Here is a 15,508-nt window from a genome sequence, read left to right as displayed (position 1 = left end):
CAAGATTTAAGAAAAAGATTGTTTTATTTTGGTCAGATTATTTTACTTCTGTTAGGGGTATTTTTTTATCAGATGGGGGCTGGTAATGATATATAGAAATCGATGTGATAAAAATGAAAAAGTTAACAGCTACATAGAAAAATATGCAATGAAAATTGATATTATGACACAGGACAGTCTTCATTCATTGCGGCTAAATATAGAAAATGAATTGTTAAATCGCCTAACGCATGGTATGGAGATGCGAATATTATTGCCCTCTGAAAAAGAAATTCGCCATTTAAATAAAAATAAAGAACTGGTAGAATGGTGGGCAAATTTACCTGAGAACCAGCGAAATAACATCAAAATTCGCCGTTATGAAGGTACTCCGCAGGACTTGTATTTTCGTGTAGATAATATGATTTTTATTGGCCCGTATATTTTGGGAGTACAATCAAATCAGTCTTCCATAACCTATGAATTTGAATTGTATCACGGTGATAAAGAGGAAAAATCTAATGAAATGACCAAGGGGGGTAAACTTTATTCCGAATATTTTGAACGGATTTGGCGCGAATCAATTAGATACGAAATAAAATATGATAAACCATGAAATATCCGCCAATTAGCATTTCATACGCCATTACGTGGAAATGCCATTTTAAGTGTCCAATTTGTCATTCTGGTCTTACAGGAAGCGAAAATATGAAAGAGCATATAGACATATGGAAAAAGAATATATCTTCTTTGATTAAATATAATGGCTCCGTGCGCTTAACGCTTACCGGCGGCGAACCTATGGTGTTTTGGGATAAAACTGATGAATTGCTTGAATATATTAAATATTTACATAAAAACAATATTCATGTATGCCTGAATACGACAGGCGTAAATATGACGGTGGAAAAACTGGAAATCCTTGGCAATTATATTGATACCATTCTTTTATCTGTTCGTGGCTTAACGATTAGAGAAATCAGCAAGGAATTTGGTATTGATGAAACAAATGCAAAAATATTACGAGACGCACAATTGATGATTCTACATGAGATTCATAAAACAAATATCAGATTGGAAGTAGCGACTGTAATTACAAAAGAAAATTATCATGAAATTGATTATTTAGGCGGTAAGTTATGCGCCATTAACAAAAATATAATTTGGCGGATTGAGGAATATTACTGGAATGGAAGACAAGTTAATCAACCCAAAGAAAAATTTGATTTAGAAGAAGCTCAATATGATGAAAAAATGATAGATATATATAAAAAACACTCAAATAATTTAACTATTAGGCGTAGTTCAAAAGAAAGTCGGCTAAATGCCCCCGATCCTTTTTTGTTTCCAGATGGCGTTTTGCATAGTACATCAGATCATTCATATAGAAAATTATGCCCCATTGAGGAATTTGACTTTACGACAATAAAAACAAGGAGGGATTGGGATTCATATAAAAATTCCATGAGAGATTGGGGTTGGGAGCGTGATAAATACTGATGAATGACATAAGGAGCGCACTTTGAATGAAAATAAATTTTTTCTCAAAATATTTCGTCGTTTTCGCCCTATTCTGTATCTTCTCCTCGCTTTCCTCGCAGGCTGCCTATGCGCAGGACTTTTCTTCAATAGACAACGATTTGCAAACACTGGAATCCTTGATAAACGATACGCTAACCAACACGCAAGAGCAGCAGAAACTATTGGAAGACTTGAAGAAGAACTTGAACGCGAGCGCGGAATTAATAAACAACTACGAGAACACAATCAAAGAGCAAGAGAACTTACTGGCGGACTTACGGAAACAACTAACCGCAATGTCAGAAACTTACAAGAAGCAGTCAGCCTTATCGGCGAGATACGCGCAAAGCTCAAAGTTTTGGCAGACTTTTACGCTAATAGCGATCCCGGTAACAGCGGTAATTAGCGGCAGCGTGGTTTGGGCGGTGAGTAGATAACTATTTTTTTTTAACCACGAACCACACGAACAATTTGGAATTTATCCATAATATTTCTCACAAAGATCACGAAGAGACAAAGATCACGAAGTGATAAAATGCTAATTAGCGCCATAAGATGTATGCCCAATAAATCCTTGAGTACAGGCGGGCAGGCTGCGCGCGATGTAAAAACATCTTTCGGGCGTTCCCCGCCGGAGAGACTTGGGGATAAAACAAAGAAAATTCAGAGAAAAAATGTTCGGCGACGTACCATAGATAAAGCTTTCTACCCACCGCTGTTTAGTCGCCGAAAGGCTCGTAGGCGGACTCTTACGAAGTTTTTACAGCGTGCGCAGCCTGCCCGCCTGTACTGAATAAATTCCTTGGGCATACATCTTTCTACCACTGACAATAAATTAATGTTATTCACAGTGGTACTTTTTAATATGTAACACTAGCATTTGCCCATGCCTTATCCTCTTCAGGCGTATCCCAGTCTTTTGATAAGGCTTTTTCACTTTAATAACAGATACCCTGCCTTGCAAAAGAAAAGAGAAGAAAAGAAAGAAAAAATGGGCTTGTATTTTCCCCTTAAAATGAATATATTGAAAATATGGATAATCAAAAAACGCCTGTTTTAGCAAAATCGGCCCCCTCTGGCGGTAACTATGCTGAGCCTCGGGAAAATTCCTTCAATGCCGCAACTATGGCGGCCCTGCAAGAAACAAGCGATATTATGAGTGGCAAAAAAAAGGTTAAATGGAACCACTTTAAGCCGGGAGAAACAAAAACAGGTGCAAAAGAAAAACTGAAAGAAATCCTCGGCTTGTAACTAATGCTTGACTTTTATTTTATCAACCAATTTAAAAAAGACCTGAAACTGGCGCAAAAACGCCGCTATGATATGGATGCCGTTTATGATGTGATGATTGACATAATCTTTGAAATGCCCTTGCCGGAGCATTGCCGCCCACATAACCTTTCCGGTAATCTTGCGAAATATACCGAGTGCCACGCCCTAAATGATGTTTTGCTGCTTTATGAAGCTGATGAAAATAAAGTCACTTTTTCCCGGCTTGGAACACATTCCGATCTTTTTTAACGCCATAATCGCCCCTTATTTGCTCCTTCATTACTTTAGTAATATAAGGGGCAAGGGGAAAAATTGCTCGCTATCTTCCCTCTTCTTCAGGTTATATCATATTTCCCTTATTTCCTTTTTATCATTCCTTGGTGTGAACTCTTTCGTAAGGAGATTTAAATTTGAATGAAATATTTAATCGTTTTCGCCCTATACTTTTTCTTCTTCTCGCTTTCCTCGCCGGCTGCCTATGCGCAGGACTTTTCTTCAATAGACAACGATCCAGCGTAGTTGGAAAACTTTTACGCTAATAGCGATTCCGGTAACGGCAGTAATTAGCGGCGGCGTGGTGTGGGCGGTGGGCAGATAACTATTTTTTTTTAACCACGAACCACACGAACCAGAGCGAAGCGAGAGCGAAGATATTTACTACAAATATGCGTTTAGTAGAACGATATTCGAAAAATGCCTATTACCGCTAGAAGATGTATGCCGAATAAAATCCTTGAGTACAGTCAGGGCAGGCTGCGCATGGCAAAAACATCTTCTGTGGGTTCTCCGCCGGAGAGACTTTGGAATAAAACAAAGAAAATTCAGAGAATAAACGTCCCTGACCACTTAAATGCGATAAAGGAGTAATTTTTGTTCATTAAGAAAAAAGTAATAAATGAGTTAAGTATTTATAAATTTATCGTGATTTCGCATTTAAGTGGTCAGGGAAAGGCTCGGAGGCGGGTTCTCCCAGAGTTTTTGCCATGCGCAGCCTGCCCTGACTGTACTAAATAAATTCTTTGGGCATACATCGTGTAGTAGTTCGTGTGGTTCGTGGTAGAATTTTCCCTATGAATTGCCATCTAACATTTTTGTAAGCGTTGGGAACGAAATCCAAAGGGTAACGGGATCGCTCTTGCGCGTGTTGACTTTTAAGTGGATATATCCGCTTGGTAATTCCCAGCAAGATTCATAAACCCGCATTTCTGAGAGTAATTTTTCCAAACGTCCCGCCGAAGGAGGAGTATCGCCGTATAGCGTAACAAGATCATCTTGTACGGCGGTATAGCACTTCATCAATTCTTCAGGATTATTGGTGTCAAAATAATAGGCTCCGCCTTCCAGTCCCTTTTTGGAAAAATACACGACCATAAACGCGCGATACCCCGCTACAGATATATCTTTATAAACTAATGATTGAAAACCGTTGGCCGTTTCGACATGGACAGGATTACCCATTTTTGCTTTAAACGCTTCAAGGCTTGTTCCCCATGCAAAGTTATGGATTTTTACGGTTACTTCTTCTTCCTGCGCATACAATGCAGTTGTTATAAACAACGCGCAAATAAAAATTGTCAAATTTTTAATGGTACACCCCCATTTTATTATCGGCATAACGTATGGTATCATTTATTTTTTTTATCGCTATTGTTGAAACAAAAATTAAAGTTTAACACGCTTGTTTTCCATACAAATCAAAAAAGTATTATTTGAACCGCTTTTTAGACGATAAGTAAAAAGACCTTTTTAGGCAGGTCATAATAATTTTGGAGGTATAGCATGACATATGGCTATATTAGAGTCAGCACTGACAAACAAACAGTTGATAATCAACGGTTCGAGATTGAACGATTTTGTGAAAAAAATAATTTAATTATTGATGAATGGATTGAAGAAACTATCAGCGGATGTAAAACGCTTGACAAGCGACGCTTGGGTTCGCTTCTGGAAGAAGTAAAATCCGGCGATTTAATTATTTGTTCGGAATTATCAAGGCTTGGAAGAAATCTTTTTATGATCATGTCGATACTTAACCAGTTAATGATGAATGAAGTAAGAATATGGACAATAAAAGACAATTACAGGTTAGGTGACAATATTCAATCAAAGGTTTTGGCATTTGCCTTTGGCTTGTCGGCTGAAATTGAACGTGAGTTGCTCTCTCAAAGAACAAAGGAAGCTCTTGCGCGCAAACGCGCCGAAGGCAAAGTTTTGGGCAGGCCTTGCGGCAGGAAATCTTCTTATGTAAAACTTTCAGGGCGTGAACAGGATATAAAAGCGCTTCTTGACGATCAATTTTCAAAAAGCGCGATAGGCAGAATATACGGCGTAAACAGAATGACCGTGGCCTCTTTCCTTAAAGAAAGAATGATGTTGTATAAGCGGCAGTGAAATAGCGCTTACACACAGCCTATGCTTGTAAAAAAAGCGGCTGGAACCCAGCCGCTTTTAACTAATGTAATGTCAGCAATAACGTTTACAGGTTATTCATTATCCTGTAAAGCGTCGTATCCTTGCTCTCCCGTGCGGACTTTAACGACATTTTCAATATCCGAAACGAATATTTTGCCATCGCCCACATTTCCTGTATACAATACCTTTTTCACGGTGTCAATGACGGTTTGCGGCGGTATTTTGCATACGATTATATCAACTTGAACTTTGGGAAGCAGTTTTATTGTTACAGGAGCGCCGCGGTAATATTCCGTATGTCCCTTTTGCATACCATGACCGAGAACATTGGTAACCGTAAGGCCTGTAATGCCGATGCTGTCAAGAGCGGTGTGAAGCCTTGTAAGCTTGTTCTGATTGGTAATGATTGTAATTTTTGTCATCTTAGCGCCGGGCTTTGAATTGTTTACAACAGGAATTGCCACATTGGCGGGAACTGCCTCAGCATCCTTGGATGCGGGATCAGTTGCTACTGCCGTAGAAATCATGAAGTCTGCATAGCTGCTTTCGATGTTGTGTTCGGTAATATCCATACCGGCAATTTCTTCGGCTGGCGCAACGCGCAGTCCGATTGTTTTCTTGATTATCGTAAAGATGATGCACATGGTTATTCCTACCCATGCCGCTACCGCGACAACGCCGAGAACCTGAACTCCGACCATCGCCCATCCGCCGCCGTAAAACAGTCCGCCGTCAAGCGCGAATAAGCCGGTAAGAATTGTTCCCGCCGCTCCCGCAAGACCGTGTACTCCGATTGCTCCAACAGGATCGTCAACCTTTAATACTTTGTCAACGAACTCAATGCCGAATACAATAACAAACGCCGCCACGATGCCGATGCAGAATGCGCCGAACGGAGATACCGCGTCACACCCCGCAGTAATTGCCACAAGACCGGCAAGGGCGCCGTTCAATGTCATTGATACATCAGGTTTTTTGTAGCGGATCCATGTAATGAACATGGTAAAGACCGCCGCAGTTGCAGCTGCAAGGTTTGTTGTAACAAAAATACTGCCGGCGGACACAACATCATCTTGGTTTGTCATGGCGACCGTAGAGCCGCCGTTAAAACCGAACCAGCAGAACCAAAGAATAAAAACGCCAAGCGCGCCAAGCGTTAAGCTGTGTCCGGGAATCGCCCGCGACTCGCCTTTTTCAGAATACTTGCCGATACGGGGTCCGACAATCGCCGCGCCGACAAGGGACGCTATACCGCCGACCATGTGTACTGCTGTAGAACCGGCAAAGTCATGAAAACCTAGCTCCGCAAGCCATCCGTTGCCCCATATCCAGTGGCCAGAGATGGGATAAATCACGGCGCTGATGAGGAAGCTGTAAATACAGTAAGCTGAAAACTTAGTCCTTTCCGCCATCGCGCCTGATACGATTGTCGCTGCGGTCGCGCAGAACACCGTCTGAAAGATCAGAAAGGCGGGTAAGGGAAAGGTTAGTCCCAGGAAGGAGTAATCCTTCATTACCCCAAGGTCGAAACCGCCAATAAATGTACCGCTTCCGAACATGATCCCAAACCCTACCAGCCAGTAAGTTGGGGTGCCGATACTGAAATCCATCAAATTTTTCATGACGATATTTCCGGCGTTTTTTGCCCGCGTAAAGCCTGTTTCTACCATAGCGAAACCAGCCTGCATAAAGAATACCAAGGCCGCCGCTATGAGTACCCACATTGTGTCAAGTGGCGAAAACCCTGACCCAAACCACGACTCAACCACTTCAATCACTTCCATAAAATCCTCCTAAAATAAAATTAAGGCATGTGCTTTAAAAAACACACGCCTTTGTGTGCAAAAATAAAAATTAAATCACTAATGGCGGTTTACGACGTTCCGCCAACGGCGGAATGTAGGGCGGTTGCGCCGCCATGCGCATAAACCGCCCGTAAACCGCTACGTTAAACGACGTTTTAATGTCGTTTAGCGTGTGTGTAAGCGACGTTTTAATGGCGCTTACACGCCTTTGTGTGCAATAAAAAATCAATCCCTCCTAATGGCGGTCAGACGACACTGTAAAGAATCTCGCCGTAACTCGGGAACGGCCAATACTTTTTCGCAACAAGCGTTTCAAGCCCGTCAACGTCAATCCTGAGTTCCACCATTGCAGCAAAAACTTTATCGCGGTAGAAACTTGCCTGATCCGCAATATTGCGTTCTTCTTTGGTCTCCAAAAGCGCTTTTTCAAGCGTAGTTAATTTGTTAAGCAGACTGGCGGACAGTTTTGAAATATTAGTTATCAAATTTTCCTCCAGCGAAGAATCATAATAACCCAACGCTTTCTTTTTCTGAAGAAGCTTTAATAAATCGTTTTGGTAATTTACGCTGGCGGGGAAAATATCTCCCTTGACCATGTCCACCATAGCAAGCGCCTCAATATGGATAGTTTTGCAATATGCTTCCATAAGTATTTCATACCGCGAGTGAATTTCCACATCGGTAAAGACATGGTGCTTGGTAAATAACTCTATGCTCTTTTTGGAAATAAATGCAGGAAGCGCTTCAACCGTGGTTTTCAGGTTGGATAATCCGCGTTTCTGCGCCTCAACTACCCAATCTTCCGCATAGTTATTGCCGTTAAAAACGATCCGCTTGTGTTCGCTGATTGTTTTCTTGACCAACGCCGCAAGGTCTCCCTTAAAGTTTTTCGACTTCTCAAGTGAGTCAGCAAACTGGCTTAAAGTCTCGGCAACAATTGTGTTTAATACGATATTCGGTCCGCCGATGGAGAATGCCGAGCCAACCATACGGAACTCGAACTTGTTGCCGGTAAACGCAAATGGAGACGTGCGGTTACGGTCTGTCGTGTCTTTTGGGAAATGCGGCAAGACGGATACGCCGATTTCCATGTCGAGTTTTTCTCTGTTTTTATAACCCTTGCCTGATTCAATAGCTTCGATAATTTCAGTTAATTCTTCGCCGAGGAACATGGACACGATAGCGGGAGGCGCCTCGTTTGCACCGAGCCTGTGATCGTTTCCCGCGCTCGCGACAGAAACTCTTAGTACATCCTGATACTCGTCCACCGCCTTAATAACCGCTACCAAAAACAAAAGGAACTGCGCGTTATCATTCGGCGTATCGCCCGGCTCAAGCAGGTTTATGCCTGTGTCAGTACTGATTGACCAGTTGTTGTGCTTGCCGCTTCCGTTAACTCCGGCAAACGGTTTTTCGTGAAGCAGACAAACAAGGCCATGCCTGTCCGCGATGCTTTTCATCAGTTCCATTGTCAACTGGTTGTGGTCTGTCGCGATATTTGTCGTTGTGAAGATCGGCGCAAGCTCGTGCTGGGCGGGAGCGACTTCGTTGTGCTTTGTTTTCGCGCATACGCCAAGTTTCCAGAGTTCTTCGTCAAGCTCCTTCATAAAAGCGGACACACGGGGTTTGATAGTGCCAAAATAATGATCCTCAAGTTCCTGACCTTTTGGCGGTTTTGCGCCGAACAGGGTTCTGCCCGTGTAGATAAGATCGGGGCGTTTAAGGTACATTTCTTTGTCGATAAGGAAATATTCCTGTTCGGGACCGACCGTTGTAAGAACGCGCTGCGCCGTTGTGTCGCCGAAAAGTTTAAGCACGCGGATTGCCTGTTTGCTGATTGCTTCCATTGAACGTAACAGGGGAGTCTTTTTATCAAGCGCTTCGCCCGAATACGAACAAAACGCCGTTGGGATGCACAAAGTCCCGTCTTTGATAAATGCAAAAGAAGTTACGTCCCAAACGGTATAGCCCCTAGCTTCAAATGTTGCGCGTATACCGCCCGAAGGGAAGCTGGAAGCATCCGGCTCGCCGCGGACAAGTTCTTTCCCCGAAAATTCCATGATGATTTTTCCGTCTTCGGTTGGTGAGATAAAACTGTCGTGCTTTTCCGCCGTAGTGCCGGTCATGGGCTGGAACCAGTGCGTAAAATGGGTCGCGCCGTTTTCGACTGCCCAGTTTTTCATCGCATTGGCGACAACATTGGCAATATCAAGCTCCAAATGCGTGCCTTTTGACATTGTTTTTTTCAATGCCTTAAAAACATCCTTAGGAAGCCTGTCCCTCATGACAGTTTCGTTAAAAACCATGCTGCCAAATAGACTTGGAATGTCTTTCATCTTAATTTCCTCCAAAAAAATAGATTCCTGTTATAGGTGATTTGCTTATAAAAAAAAGCGCTCACCGGTAAAATGGAAAAAACCAGTTACCGATAAACGCCTTTGTTTATCTTGGGAAAATACTATTAAAAAGTAGTATTTTTGTCAAGTGTTTTTATGAAAAATTTTCTCATTAAAAGCACAAACGATAAAACCAAGATTACTATTGTTTTAAGAACTTCCATTGGTCAAAATCGTAGCCTTCGCCGTAGAAAACAAAAACCAGATCATGTATGCCGTAAACGGTTCGCAGCAGATCTATCGTTATACTTGTTTGTCCGGATTCGACAATGACATAACCGATTGCCGGCCCCTCAAGCCCGTCCTGCTTAATCTGGATTACCCCTTTTCCTGAAGCGGGCGGGACTACGCTGCAGTTAAACTTTTTTGCCCCTGTGCCAAAATCCACGCCGCGCAGGGCGATCCAGTCGCCTGAATTAATGCTTGTTACCTTCATTCGTATGCCATTAGCTGAAACGGGCGTGGTGCTTATTCCCGCCTGTGTGCCTATGGTCGCCGCGCTGGTCATGTCATACGGGTTAAAGCGGCCAACTTGCGCCGGACCTCTTCTTGTGCCTTGTACTTCCTGAATGGTACCGTCGCCTGTTATGGTAACCTCGTCTACGTGGGTAATACGGTAACCTTCGCCGTTAGCTGACGCTTTTCCCTCATCGTCAAGCCCCATCGCGTTCGCCAGCAGCCGTGAATGATAGGTAATATAATATTTTCCCTTGAATTTAAATATCGCGTGATGATTGTTTCCGCCCCTGATGTTGAACATTTCGCCGGGGTTGGTCAGTATCCTGTTCCGCAGTGTAAAACCTTCCAGCGGTTTGTCGCTGGTCATATAGGCAATGCTCATCCCTTTGCCAATTTTCACCGCATCAGCGTGAGAAGGTTCGGAAGCAGCCGCTGCGCTGGCGTAACCGTCTACCCCTCGGTTTGTACAATATGTGTAATAGTAGGTATTGTTCAGTTTGAAGCATCCGTTATCTTCAAAAGAGAACGGGGCGGGGATGGTTACAGGATTGCCGTTCAGACTGGTCATGTCCGCGCCAAGTTTTGCGGCCCTGATGGTGCCCGGCATGGGGTGTTTTGAATTTGCGTTGGGGTATATCCCTTCTGTGCCGCCCGAAGGCGTGCCGCCGCCAAAGTAAATATAGCCTGTTCCGTCATCGTCAATAAAGACGGCAGGATCAAAGAGCCATACAACATCACTGCAGTTGGGCGTTGAACTGTTAATAAGAGCTCTTCTTATCGGATCGGTAAACGGCCCGGTTGGGAAACTTGACGTTAATACGCCTATGCCGGTGCTGCCGTTGGCAAAATACAGAAAAAACTGATCCGTGCCATCATTATTCCGGTATGACGCAGCCGGCGCCCATGACCGAACCGCCCATGTTGCCGCGCCCTGAGTACCGGCAGCCTTTATTGCCGGATATTCTGTCCAGTTAACCATATCGTATGACGACACTACGCGGAGAATGTTTATATTGTCATAAGTATTTTGCGGAATTACCCCGCTTTCATTTGGTACGGGGGTGTCGCCTGTCATGTAGATATAGACTTTGTTATCATACACAAGGGCAAAAGGATCAGCGCCAAAGTTCTGGGTAAATACGGGATTGCCGTCATTGTAACCTTTGTAAGGCGTAGCAAGGGTCACGTCGTCAAACAGGGATGCTTCCTCAGGAGGCAGAGTTGCCCACTCGGCGGTAAGGGTGATGTTATCGGCTATAGGGGTTTGCGCTTTGTATTCATCCTTGTTGGAAGAGAACCAGCCGGCAAATTCATAACCGCTGCGTGTCGGAGCCGGCAAGTTATTGCCCAATGTTCCGTTCTTGGCGATAGTAATAGGTCCCGGCGTGTTCTGCGCCCCTTCATATCCAAGATTAAAAGTTACCGTGACTTGCGGAGTCTCTTCCTCTTTACCGCATCCCGGCAATAAAACTAAAACAACCGCAAACAGTAAAACAACTGCCATACTGCATACTGCGGATTTTTCTTTTGTTTTCATACTTAACTCCTTCCACCGGTTATACCGGTGATTATTTTATTTATGTCCATCTGCAAGCAGGTTGCTTTGCAGACAAACTCAATTCACATGGAAATAATCAAAGTCAACATACCCGCCAGCTTCCTTTGTCGCGTAATTGAACAATCCAAAACGCGCGCCGGTAAAGTGCTGTGTGGTCCACTGCATATTAAAAGTCGTTCCAAGAGTTGTCCACGTTGTTCCGTTAGTACTGTACTGAAAAACCGCCTGTTCGGCGCCGCTGGTGTTATTGCCTCTGAATGTACAGTTAACCCTAAGATAAATTCTATCGCCGTTAAACTCCGTCCGCGCCTGCCTGGTTTCAATCGCGTTTGCAAGCCGATAGGCGGCAGTGTCGTTGTCGCCGGTATACATGGCTATGTATTTTTGCGCTCCATCCTGCTCAATACAGATAAACCCTGAAAGAGACTGTAGTATCATAAGCCCGGCTCTATCTCCGTCCTTCATGCTTGTGGTCTCAAGGGCGGTTATACCATTGCAAGCGGGTTCAAAGACCCGCTGGGTAAGGGTGTTCCGCGCATGGTAAATGGTCTTGCTGGTTCTGCCGGTTCTAAGCCTTAAATAACCGGGTTTCTCCGTGAGTGACCAGTTGGCGTTGTCAGGGTTATGGTTCCACTGCCAGGCAAGCTGCAATTTAGTATTGTCAAATTCATCCGAAGCGTACAGGTTTTGTTCGTAACCTTGGGCAATTTTAATCTGCAATGTTGTCGGGATATTGCCGCCTGAATCGCCTAGCGTTGGCCAGCCGTCGTTACCCCAGCGTAAAGGAACCAGCACCGGTACGCGTCCGGAGGCATTAGGTTCCTTAAACAAGAAAGCGTACCAATCGCCGTCCGGCGTATCAACTATACCGCCTTGGGCGACATACTTGCCGTACAAACTTTTGCCATTCAGTAAAGTTTTTTGTTCATAAGGTCCCTTAATATTTGCTGAACGCAAAACGTGTTGTGTTTTCGGCCCCAGCCCCCATGTGCAGAAGAATACATAGTAATATCCGTTCGTCTCATTCTTGTATACTTGGGATCCTTCAGAGCCGGTTCCGCCGCCGGGGGCATCCGCCTGGGTAAGGATTGTTACATCTTCGCCCACTGTGGCGGATAAATCTGATGTCATCTCAGTTACGTATAAGGTTGTATAACCGTGGAAAACATACATTTTACCGTCATTGTCCTGAAAAATAGACGGATCGTGAAAACGTTTATTTATAACCGTGCGCGTCCAGGGGCCTGTATCGGCGTTTGGAGTACTGTATAGATAAGACTTGTTGGTGCTGTTATTGGTAAAAAGCACCCAAAACTTATTGTTGTAGTAGCGGATGCTGCTTGCCCACTGCCCCCTGCCGTAATCGCCAAGGCGGGTTGTTTCGTTTGAGTCCCATTCTTCCAACCTGAAATTTGGGGCATCATCTATTATATCCGCACAATAACTTACAATTTTCCAGTTCACCATGTCATAAGATTTCATAACAGGGGCAACAGGGCAAAAATACATGGTTGTACTGACCATGTAATAGGCGTTTCCAACACGGATTATCGCGGGATCCGGCACATCTCCGCCCTTTAACAGCGGATTATTAGCCGTTCCTATATTCAATTCAGGAGGGATTTCATTCCATTTTGCTCTAAGGTTTACATTCTTTTCAATCAGAGTGCCTTTTGTATATGGTTTTGAACCCTCGTACCAACCGCCAAAAGTATAGCCTCCTTTAGAGGGAGGACTTGGAAATTGACTGCCCATAGATTCCCCTTTGCCAACTTGTATTGGGGCAATATTTACCGGATTGCCTCCGTCAGTATCAAAAGTGACTGTATATGTTGATTTATCTACAGTATTAACGTTATTTTCCGAACAGGCGGTAAGCGGTAAGACATTTATCGTAACAGCAATACATACTAATACCGGAATAATTAAACAATAACTGTTTTTTCTCATAATAATCCTCGTGGAATACTTATATACCGAAATGATTTAAATGTCTTATCATTTCTTGCTTATTATTTATCAATTCTTGCTAATTGAGTTACAGTAAAAAACCGCCCCCTAAGGGGCGGTTTTTTGCGCCTCTGGCATTAAGCGCATGACGGCTAGTTAATCCTCTTCTTCGTAGGCCACAATCTCCCGAACTACCCTCAAGGAAGCATCTTCAGCCCCACGTGCAAAGACGCCTGGTTTTCCGCCGTCCCACAACTTGGTATCATCAGGACGAATTGCCGCGACAGGATCCGCCCCGCCTGACTTGGTAAGTTCGATGTCCTTAATATAGTAGCTGCCTGTCCATGATTGGCCTGCACCACCATTAACCCCCAAAGTGAAAAGAACGATGCCGGTGGTATTGTTGTCCCAATTTCTGGGCTTATCAGACAAAATATTCAACGTGTACGTTCGCCAAGTATTACCAACAGCCTGGTTAAAGGTAAAATTGTTATCTGTAACTAAATCACCGCTGGGTGGTAGAGAATTAAGCAATGCGGTTGACAATACGTTGTTTGAGCCTACATTCGGCAAAGTTTCAGAGGTGGTTTGCACACTTGTATTCATGGGACCAAAAGCCCGTATACGCCCATTTCCTGATGAGGCAGCAACCTTTATTTTACAAGTAAACTGGGTATAATCGCCTAATTTGCTGCCCTCTGGGAGTTCAAACGCAAACAAAGCGCCGCCTGCGTTGACAGAGGTATTTGTTATTTTTTCCATATACCTGGTATCCGGCGTATCCGTCCATTCCGCAGTTAAGAGCGTTTCACCTGTAATACGGGTATTGGGGGTGAAAATCGCACCATCAGCGTCTTTCCATGCTACAAAGTACATAGGCGGGTCTTCAGTGGTTCTGTCCGGTAATGTTGGCCAGTTTGCCTCACCTACGGCATACCCCTCATGGTTGGAATCTGTTCCCCAAATATCAGTCACATCAGGGATTTCATCGGCTCCTTCATAATTAGCGTCGAATGATACGGTATACCGAGGCGCTTTGTAGAAGGTAATGGAAGTAACGGTAAAATTCGGAATGTCAGTTGAACTATGGCCGCCTTGTATTCTAAAACCGCCCGTGTCTCCCGCGCCTTGAACTTCAAGTACCGCTTTACTCCCCAGATTGGAAAGCCAGTTTGATTTAGCTGTTCCGCCGCCTGTTAAGGCAGTTGATGTTCCATGCTTGTTAAAATTGACAGTAGAAGGACTCCCGGTAACGCCGGCTATATTCATAATTAAAACAAAGTAGTCGTAAGAATTAACTATCACCTCTTCCGGGAACAGGTATTGTATCCAACTGTTAGTGCCGCTCAGGCTATATGTGCCGGTGTTATTGTTCAAAGTGCTGTTGCCGCCGGCTTCAAACAAAGGCCTTTTGTGTACAAGGGTGTCATCGACTACTTCTGGCGTACCGCCTATAAATTCCCACTGGGCGTACACGGTAATACTCTCGTTTACATTGGTATCCCCTGTAAATTCAGTACCGTCACCGTCACTAGCCGTATTCCATCCTATAAATGCAAAGCTTTCCAATGTTGGTTCAGTTGGCAGTGTCTGTACAGTTGTATCCGGATCGATAACATCTTTGTCTCTGGGATTGGGATCGGTAGCTAGAGTGTTGTTTTTATCAAATGTAATTTTATACCCTCGCCTCCATTGTGCTTATACGGTAATGTCGTCTGTAATCAGGGTATTTCTGGTAAACTCGGTTCCCCTACCGTCGGAGCTTGTATTATAGCCGGAAAATATGTAGCCTGGTCGGGTCGGAGGTGTTGTAGGCAGACTTACCGTCCCCGTCCCGTCCAAAATATACGTTGGTTTGGTAGCCGGATTTGGGTCGGTGCTTCCCGTATCAGTGTTGTTTTTGTCAAAAGTGACGGTAAAAAATTCCTTTGGCTCCACAGGGGTAGGAGTAGGGGTTTTTCCTCCCCCATCCGAATCCGAACAACCTATTGTTAGTAAAGCGAATACTGCAAGTAACGCCAGAATTGCGAAAATTCCTTTTTTCATAATTATCCTCCTGCTTTTAGGAATACTGTCCTTTAGCAGCCGTAAATTAATAAATAACTCAACGAGTTAATTGGATACTTCAGTTACATGGAAATAATCAGTCAACATAC

The 15,508-nt window shown here is 43.9% G+C and carries 14 protein-coding genes; 7 read left to right on the top strand and 7 right to left on the bottom strand.

Annotated elements, in window-relative coordinates:
* Nucleotides 1–85 precede the first annotated feature (85 nt).
* The 6 genes from ACYVRH_RS15885 (at nt 86) to ACYVRH_RS15860 (ending at nt 3,639) form a co-directional block, all read left to right on the top strand.
* Entirely contained in the window at nt 86–595 is a 510-nt protein-coding gene (locus ACYVRH_RS15885) for a hypothetical protein (RefSeq protein WP_461257819.1), read from the top strand.
* Nucleotides 592–1,479, top strand: coding sequence for a radical SAM protein (locus ACYVRH_RS15880; RefSeq protein ID WP_461257818.1), 888 nt, complete (start codon nt 592–594; stop codon nt 1,477–1,479). The genes ACYVRH_RS15885 and ACYVRH_RS15880 overlap by 4 nt, the downstream gene beginning before the upstream one ends.
* 22 nt (nt 1,480–1,501) lie before the next feature.
* Nucleotides 1,502–1,906: a hypothetical protein gene (locus tag ACYVRH_RS15875; RefSeq protein ID WP_461257817.1), complete on the top strand. Its 405-nt coding sequence runs from the start codon at nt 1,502–1,504 to the stop codon at nt 1,904–1,906.
* Nucleotides 1,907–2,532: 626 nt separating this feature from the next.
* Nucleotides 2,533–2,751 (top strand): hypothetical protein, encoded by a 219-nt coding sequence (locus ACYVRH_RS15870; RefSeq protein ID WP_461257816.1) that lies wholly within the window; start codon nt 2,533–2,535, stop codon nt 2,749–2,751.
* A gap of 3 nt (nt 2,752–2,754) precedes the next feature.
* A complete protein-coding gene (locus tag ACYVRH_RS15865) occupies nt 2,755–3,021 on the top strand; it encodes a type II toxin-antitoxin system YafQ family toxin (protein ID WP_461257815.1) in 267 nt (88 codons plus the stop codon).
* A gap of 468 nt (nt 3,022–3,489) precedes the next feature.
* Nucleotides 3,490–3,639 carry a hypothetical protein gene (locus ACYVRH_RS15860; RefSeq protein ID WP_461257814.1) on the top strand — a complete coding sequence of 50 codons (150 nt, stop codon included), beginning with the start codon at nt 3,490–3,492 and terminating at the stop codon, nt 3,637–3,639.
* 201 nt (nt 3,640–3,840) lie between these two features.
* Here ACYVRH_RS15860 and ACYVRH_RS15855 read toward each other — a convergent pair whose 3' ends face one another.
* Entirely contained in the window at nt 3,841–4,386 is a 546-nt protein-coding gene (locus ACYVRH_RS15855; RefSeq protein ID WP_461257813.1) for a hypothetical protein, read from the bottom strand.
* Nucleotides 4,387–4,551: 165 nt separating this feature from the next.
* Between ACYVRH_RS15855 and ACYVRH_RS15850 the strand changes: the two genes are divergently transcribed.
* Nucleotides 4,552–5,163, top strand: coding sequence for a master DNA invertase Mpi family serine-type recombinase (locus ACYVRH_RS15850; protein WP_461257812.1), 612 nt, complete (start codon nt 4,552–4,554; stop codon nt 5,161–5,163).
* A gap of 92 nt (nt 5,164–5,255) precedes the next feature.
* On the opposite strand, the gene ACYVRH_RS15845 is transcribed toward ACYVRH_RS15850, so the two are convergent.
* The 6 genes from ACYVRH_RS15845 to ACYVRH_RS15820 all read right to left on the bottom strand — a co-directional run bounded on the left by ACYVRH_RS15845 (nt 5,256) and on the right by ACYVRH_RS15820 (nt 15,398).
* Complete coding sequence (locus ACYVRH_RS15845) at nt 5,256–6,968, bottom strand: ammonium transporter (protein ID WP_461257811.1); 1,713 nt, start codon at nt 6,966–6,968, stop codon at nt 5,256–5,258.
* Between the two features lie 266 nt (nt 6,969–7,234).
* A complete protein-coding gene (locus tag ACYVRH_RS15840; protein ID WP_461257810.1) occupies nt 7,235–9,325 on the bottom strand; it encodes a glutamine synthetase III family protein in 2,091 nt (696 codons plus the stop codon).
* Nucleotides 9,326–9,527: 202 nt separating this feature from the next.
* Nucleotides 9,528–11,381, bottom strand: a complete 1,854-nt coding sequence (locus ACYVRH_RS15835; protein WP_461257809.1) for a family 43 glycosylhydrolase — start codon at nt 11,379–11,381, stop codon at nt 9,528–9,530.
* 78 nt (nt 11,382–11,459) lie between these two features.
* Complete coding sequence (locus tag ACYVRH_RS15830; RefSeq protein ID WP_461257808.1) at nt 11,460–13,352, bottom strand: beta-xylosidase family glycoside hydrolase; 1,893 nt, start codon at nt 13,350–13,352, stop codon at nt 11,460–11,462.
* A 156-nt stretch (nt 13,353–13,508) separates the two neighbouring features.
* On the bottom strand, nt 13,509–15,026 hold the full coding sequence (locus tag ACYVRH_RS15825; RefSeq protein ID WP_461257847.1) for an InlB B-repeat-containing protein: 1,518 nt from the start codon (nt 15,024–15,026) through the stop codon (nt 13,509–13,511).
* Nucleotides 15,027–15,050: 24 nt separating this feature from the next.
* Nucleotides 15,051–15,398, bottom strand: coding sequence for an InlB B-repeat-containing protein (locus tag ACYVRH_RS15820; RefSeq protein WP_461257807.1), 348 nt, complete (start codon nt 15,396–15,398; stop codon nt 15,051–15,053).
* Between the last annotated feature and the right edge of the window lie 110 nt (nt 15,399–15,508).

This window comes from Treponema sp. R80B11-R83G3 (genome assembly GCF_054786115.1).
This window is presented reverse-complemented; position numbering and strand designations above follow the sequence as displayed.

What these genes read in the sequence shown, in the direction of transcription:
- ACYVRH_RS15885 (WP_461257819.1), top strand. Translation starts at nt 86, where the DNA reads ATGATATATAGAAATCGATGTGATAAAAATGAAAAAGTTAACAGCTAC.
- ACYVRH_RS15880 (WP_461257818.1), top strand. Translation starts at nt 592, where the DNA reads ATGAAATATCCGCCAATTAGCATTTCATACGCCATTACGTGGAAATGC.
- ACYVRH_RS15870 (WP_461257816.1), top strand. Translation starts at nt 2,533, where the DNA reads ATGGATAATCAAAAAACGCCTGTTTTAGCAAAATCGGCCCCCTCTGGC.
- ACYVRH_RS15865 (WP_461257815.1), top strand. Translation starts at nt 2,755, where the DNA reads ATGCTTGACTTTTATTTTATCAACCAATTTAAAAAAGACCTGAAACTG.
- ACYVRH_RS15860 (WP_461257814.1), top strand. Translation starts at nt 3,490, where the DNA reads ATGCCGAATAAAATCCTTGAGTACAGTCAGGGCAGGCTGCGCATGGCA.
- ACYVRH_RS15855 (WP_461257813.1), bottom strand. Translation starts at nt 4,386, where the DNA reads ATGCCGATAATAAAATGGGGGTGTACCATTAAAAATTTGACAATTTTT.
- ACYVRH_RS15850 (WP_461257812.1), top strand. Translation starts at nt 4,552, where the DNA reads ATGACATATGGCTATATTAGAGTCAGCACTGACAAACAAACAGTTGAT.
- ACYVRH_RS15845 (WP_461257811.1), bottom strand. Translation starts at nt 6,968, where the DNA reads ATGGAAGTGATTGAAGTGGTTGAGTCGTGGTTTGGGTCAGGGTTTTCG.
- ACYVRH_RS15840 (WP_461257810.1), bottom strand. Translation starts at nt 9,325, where the DNA reads ATGAAAGACATTCCAAGTCTATTTGGCAGCATGGTTTTTAACGAAACT.
- ACYVRH_RS15835 (WP_461257809.1), bottom strand. Translation starts at nt 11,381, where the DNA reads ATGAAAACAAAAGAAAAATCCGCAGTATGCAGTATGGCAGTTGTTTTA.
- ACYVRH_RS15830 (WP_461257808.1), bottom strand. Translation starts at nt 13,352, where the DNA reads ATGAGAAAAAACAGTTATTGTTTAATTATTCCGGTATTAGTATGTATT.
- ACYVRH_RS15820 (WP_461257807.1), bottom strand. Translation starts at nt 15,398, where the DNA reads ATGAAAAAAGGAATTTTCGCAATTCTGGCGTTACTTGCAGTATTCGCT.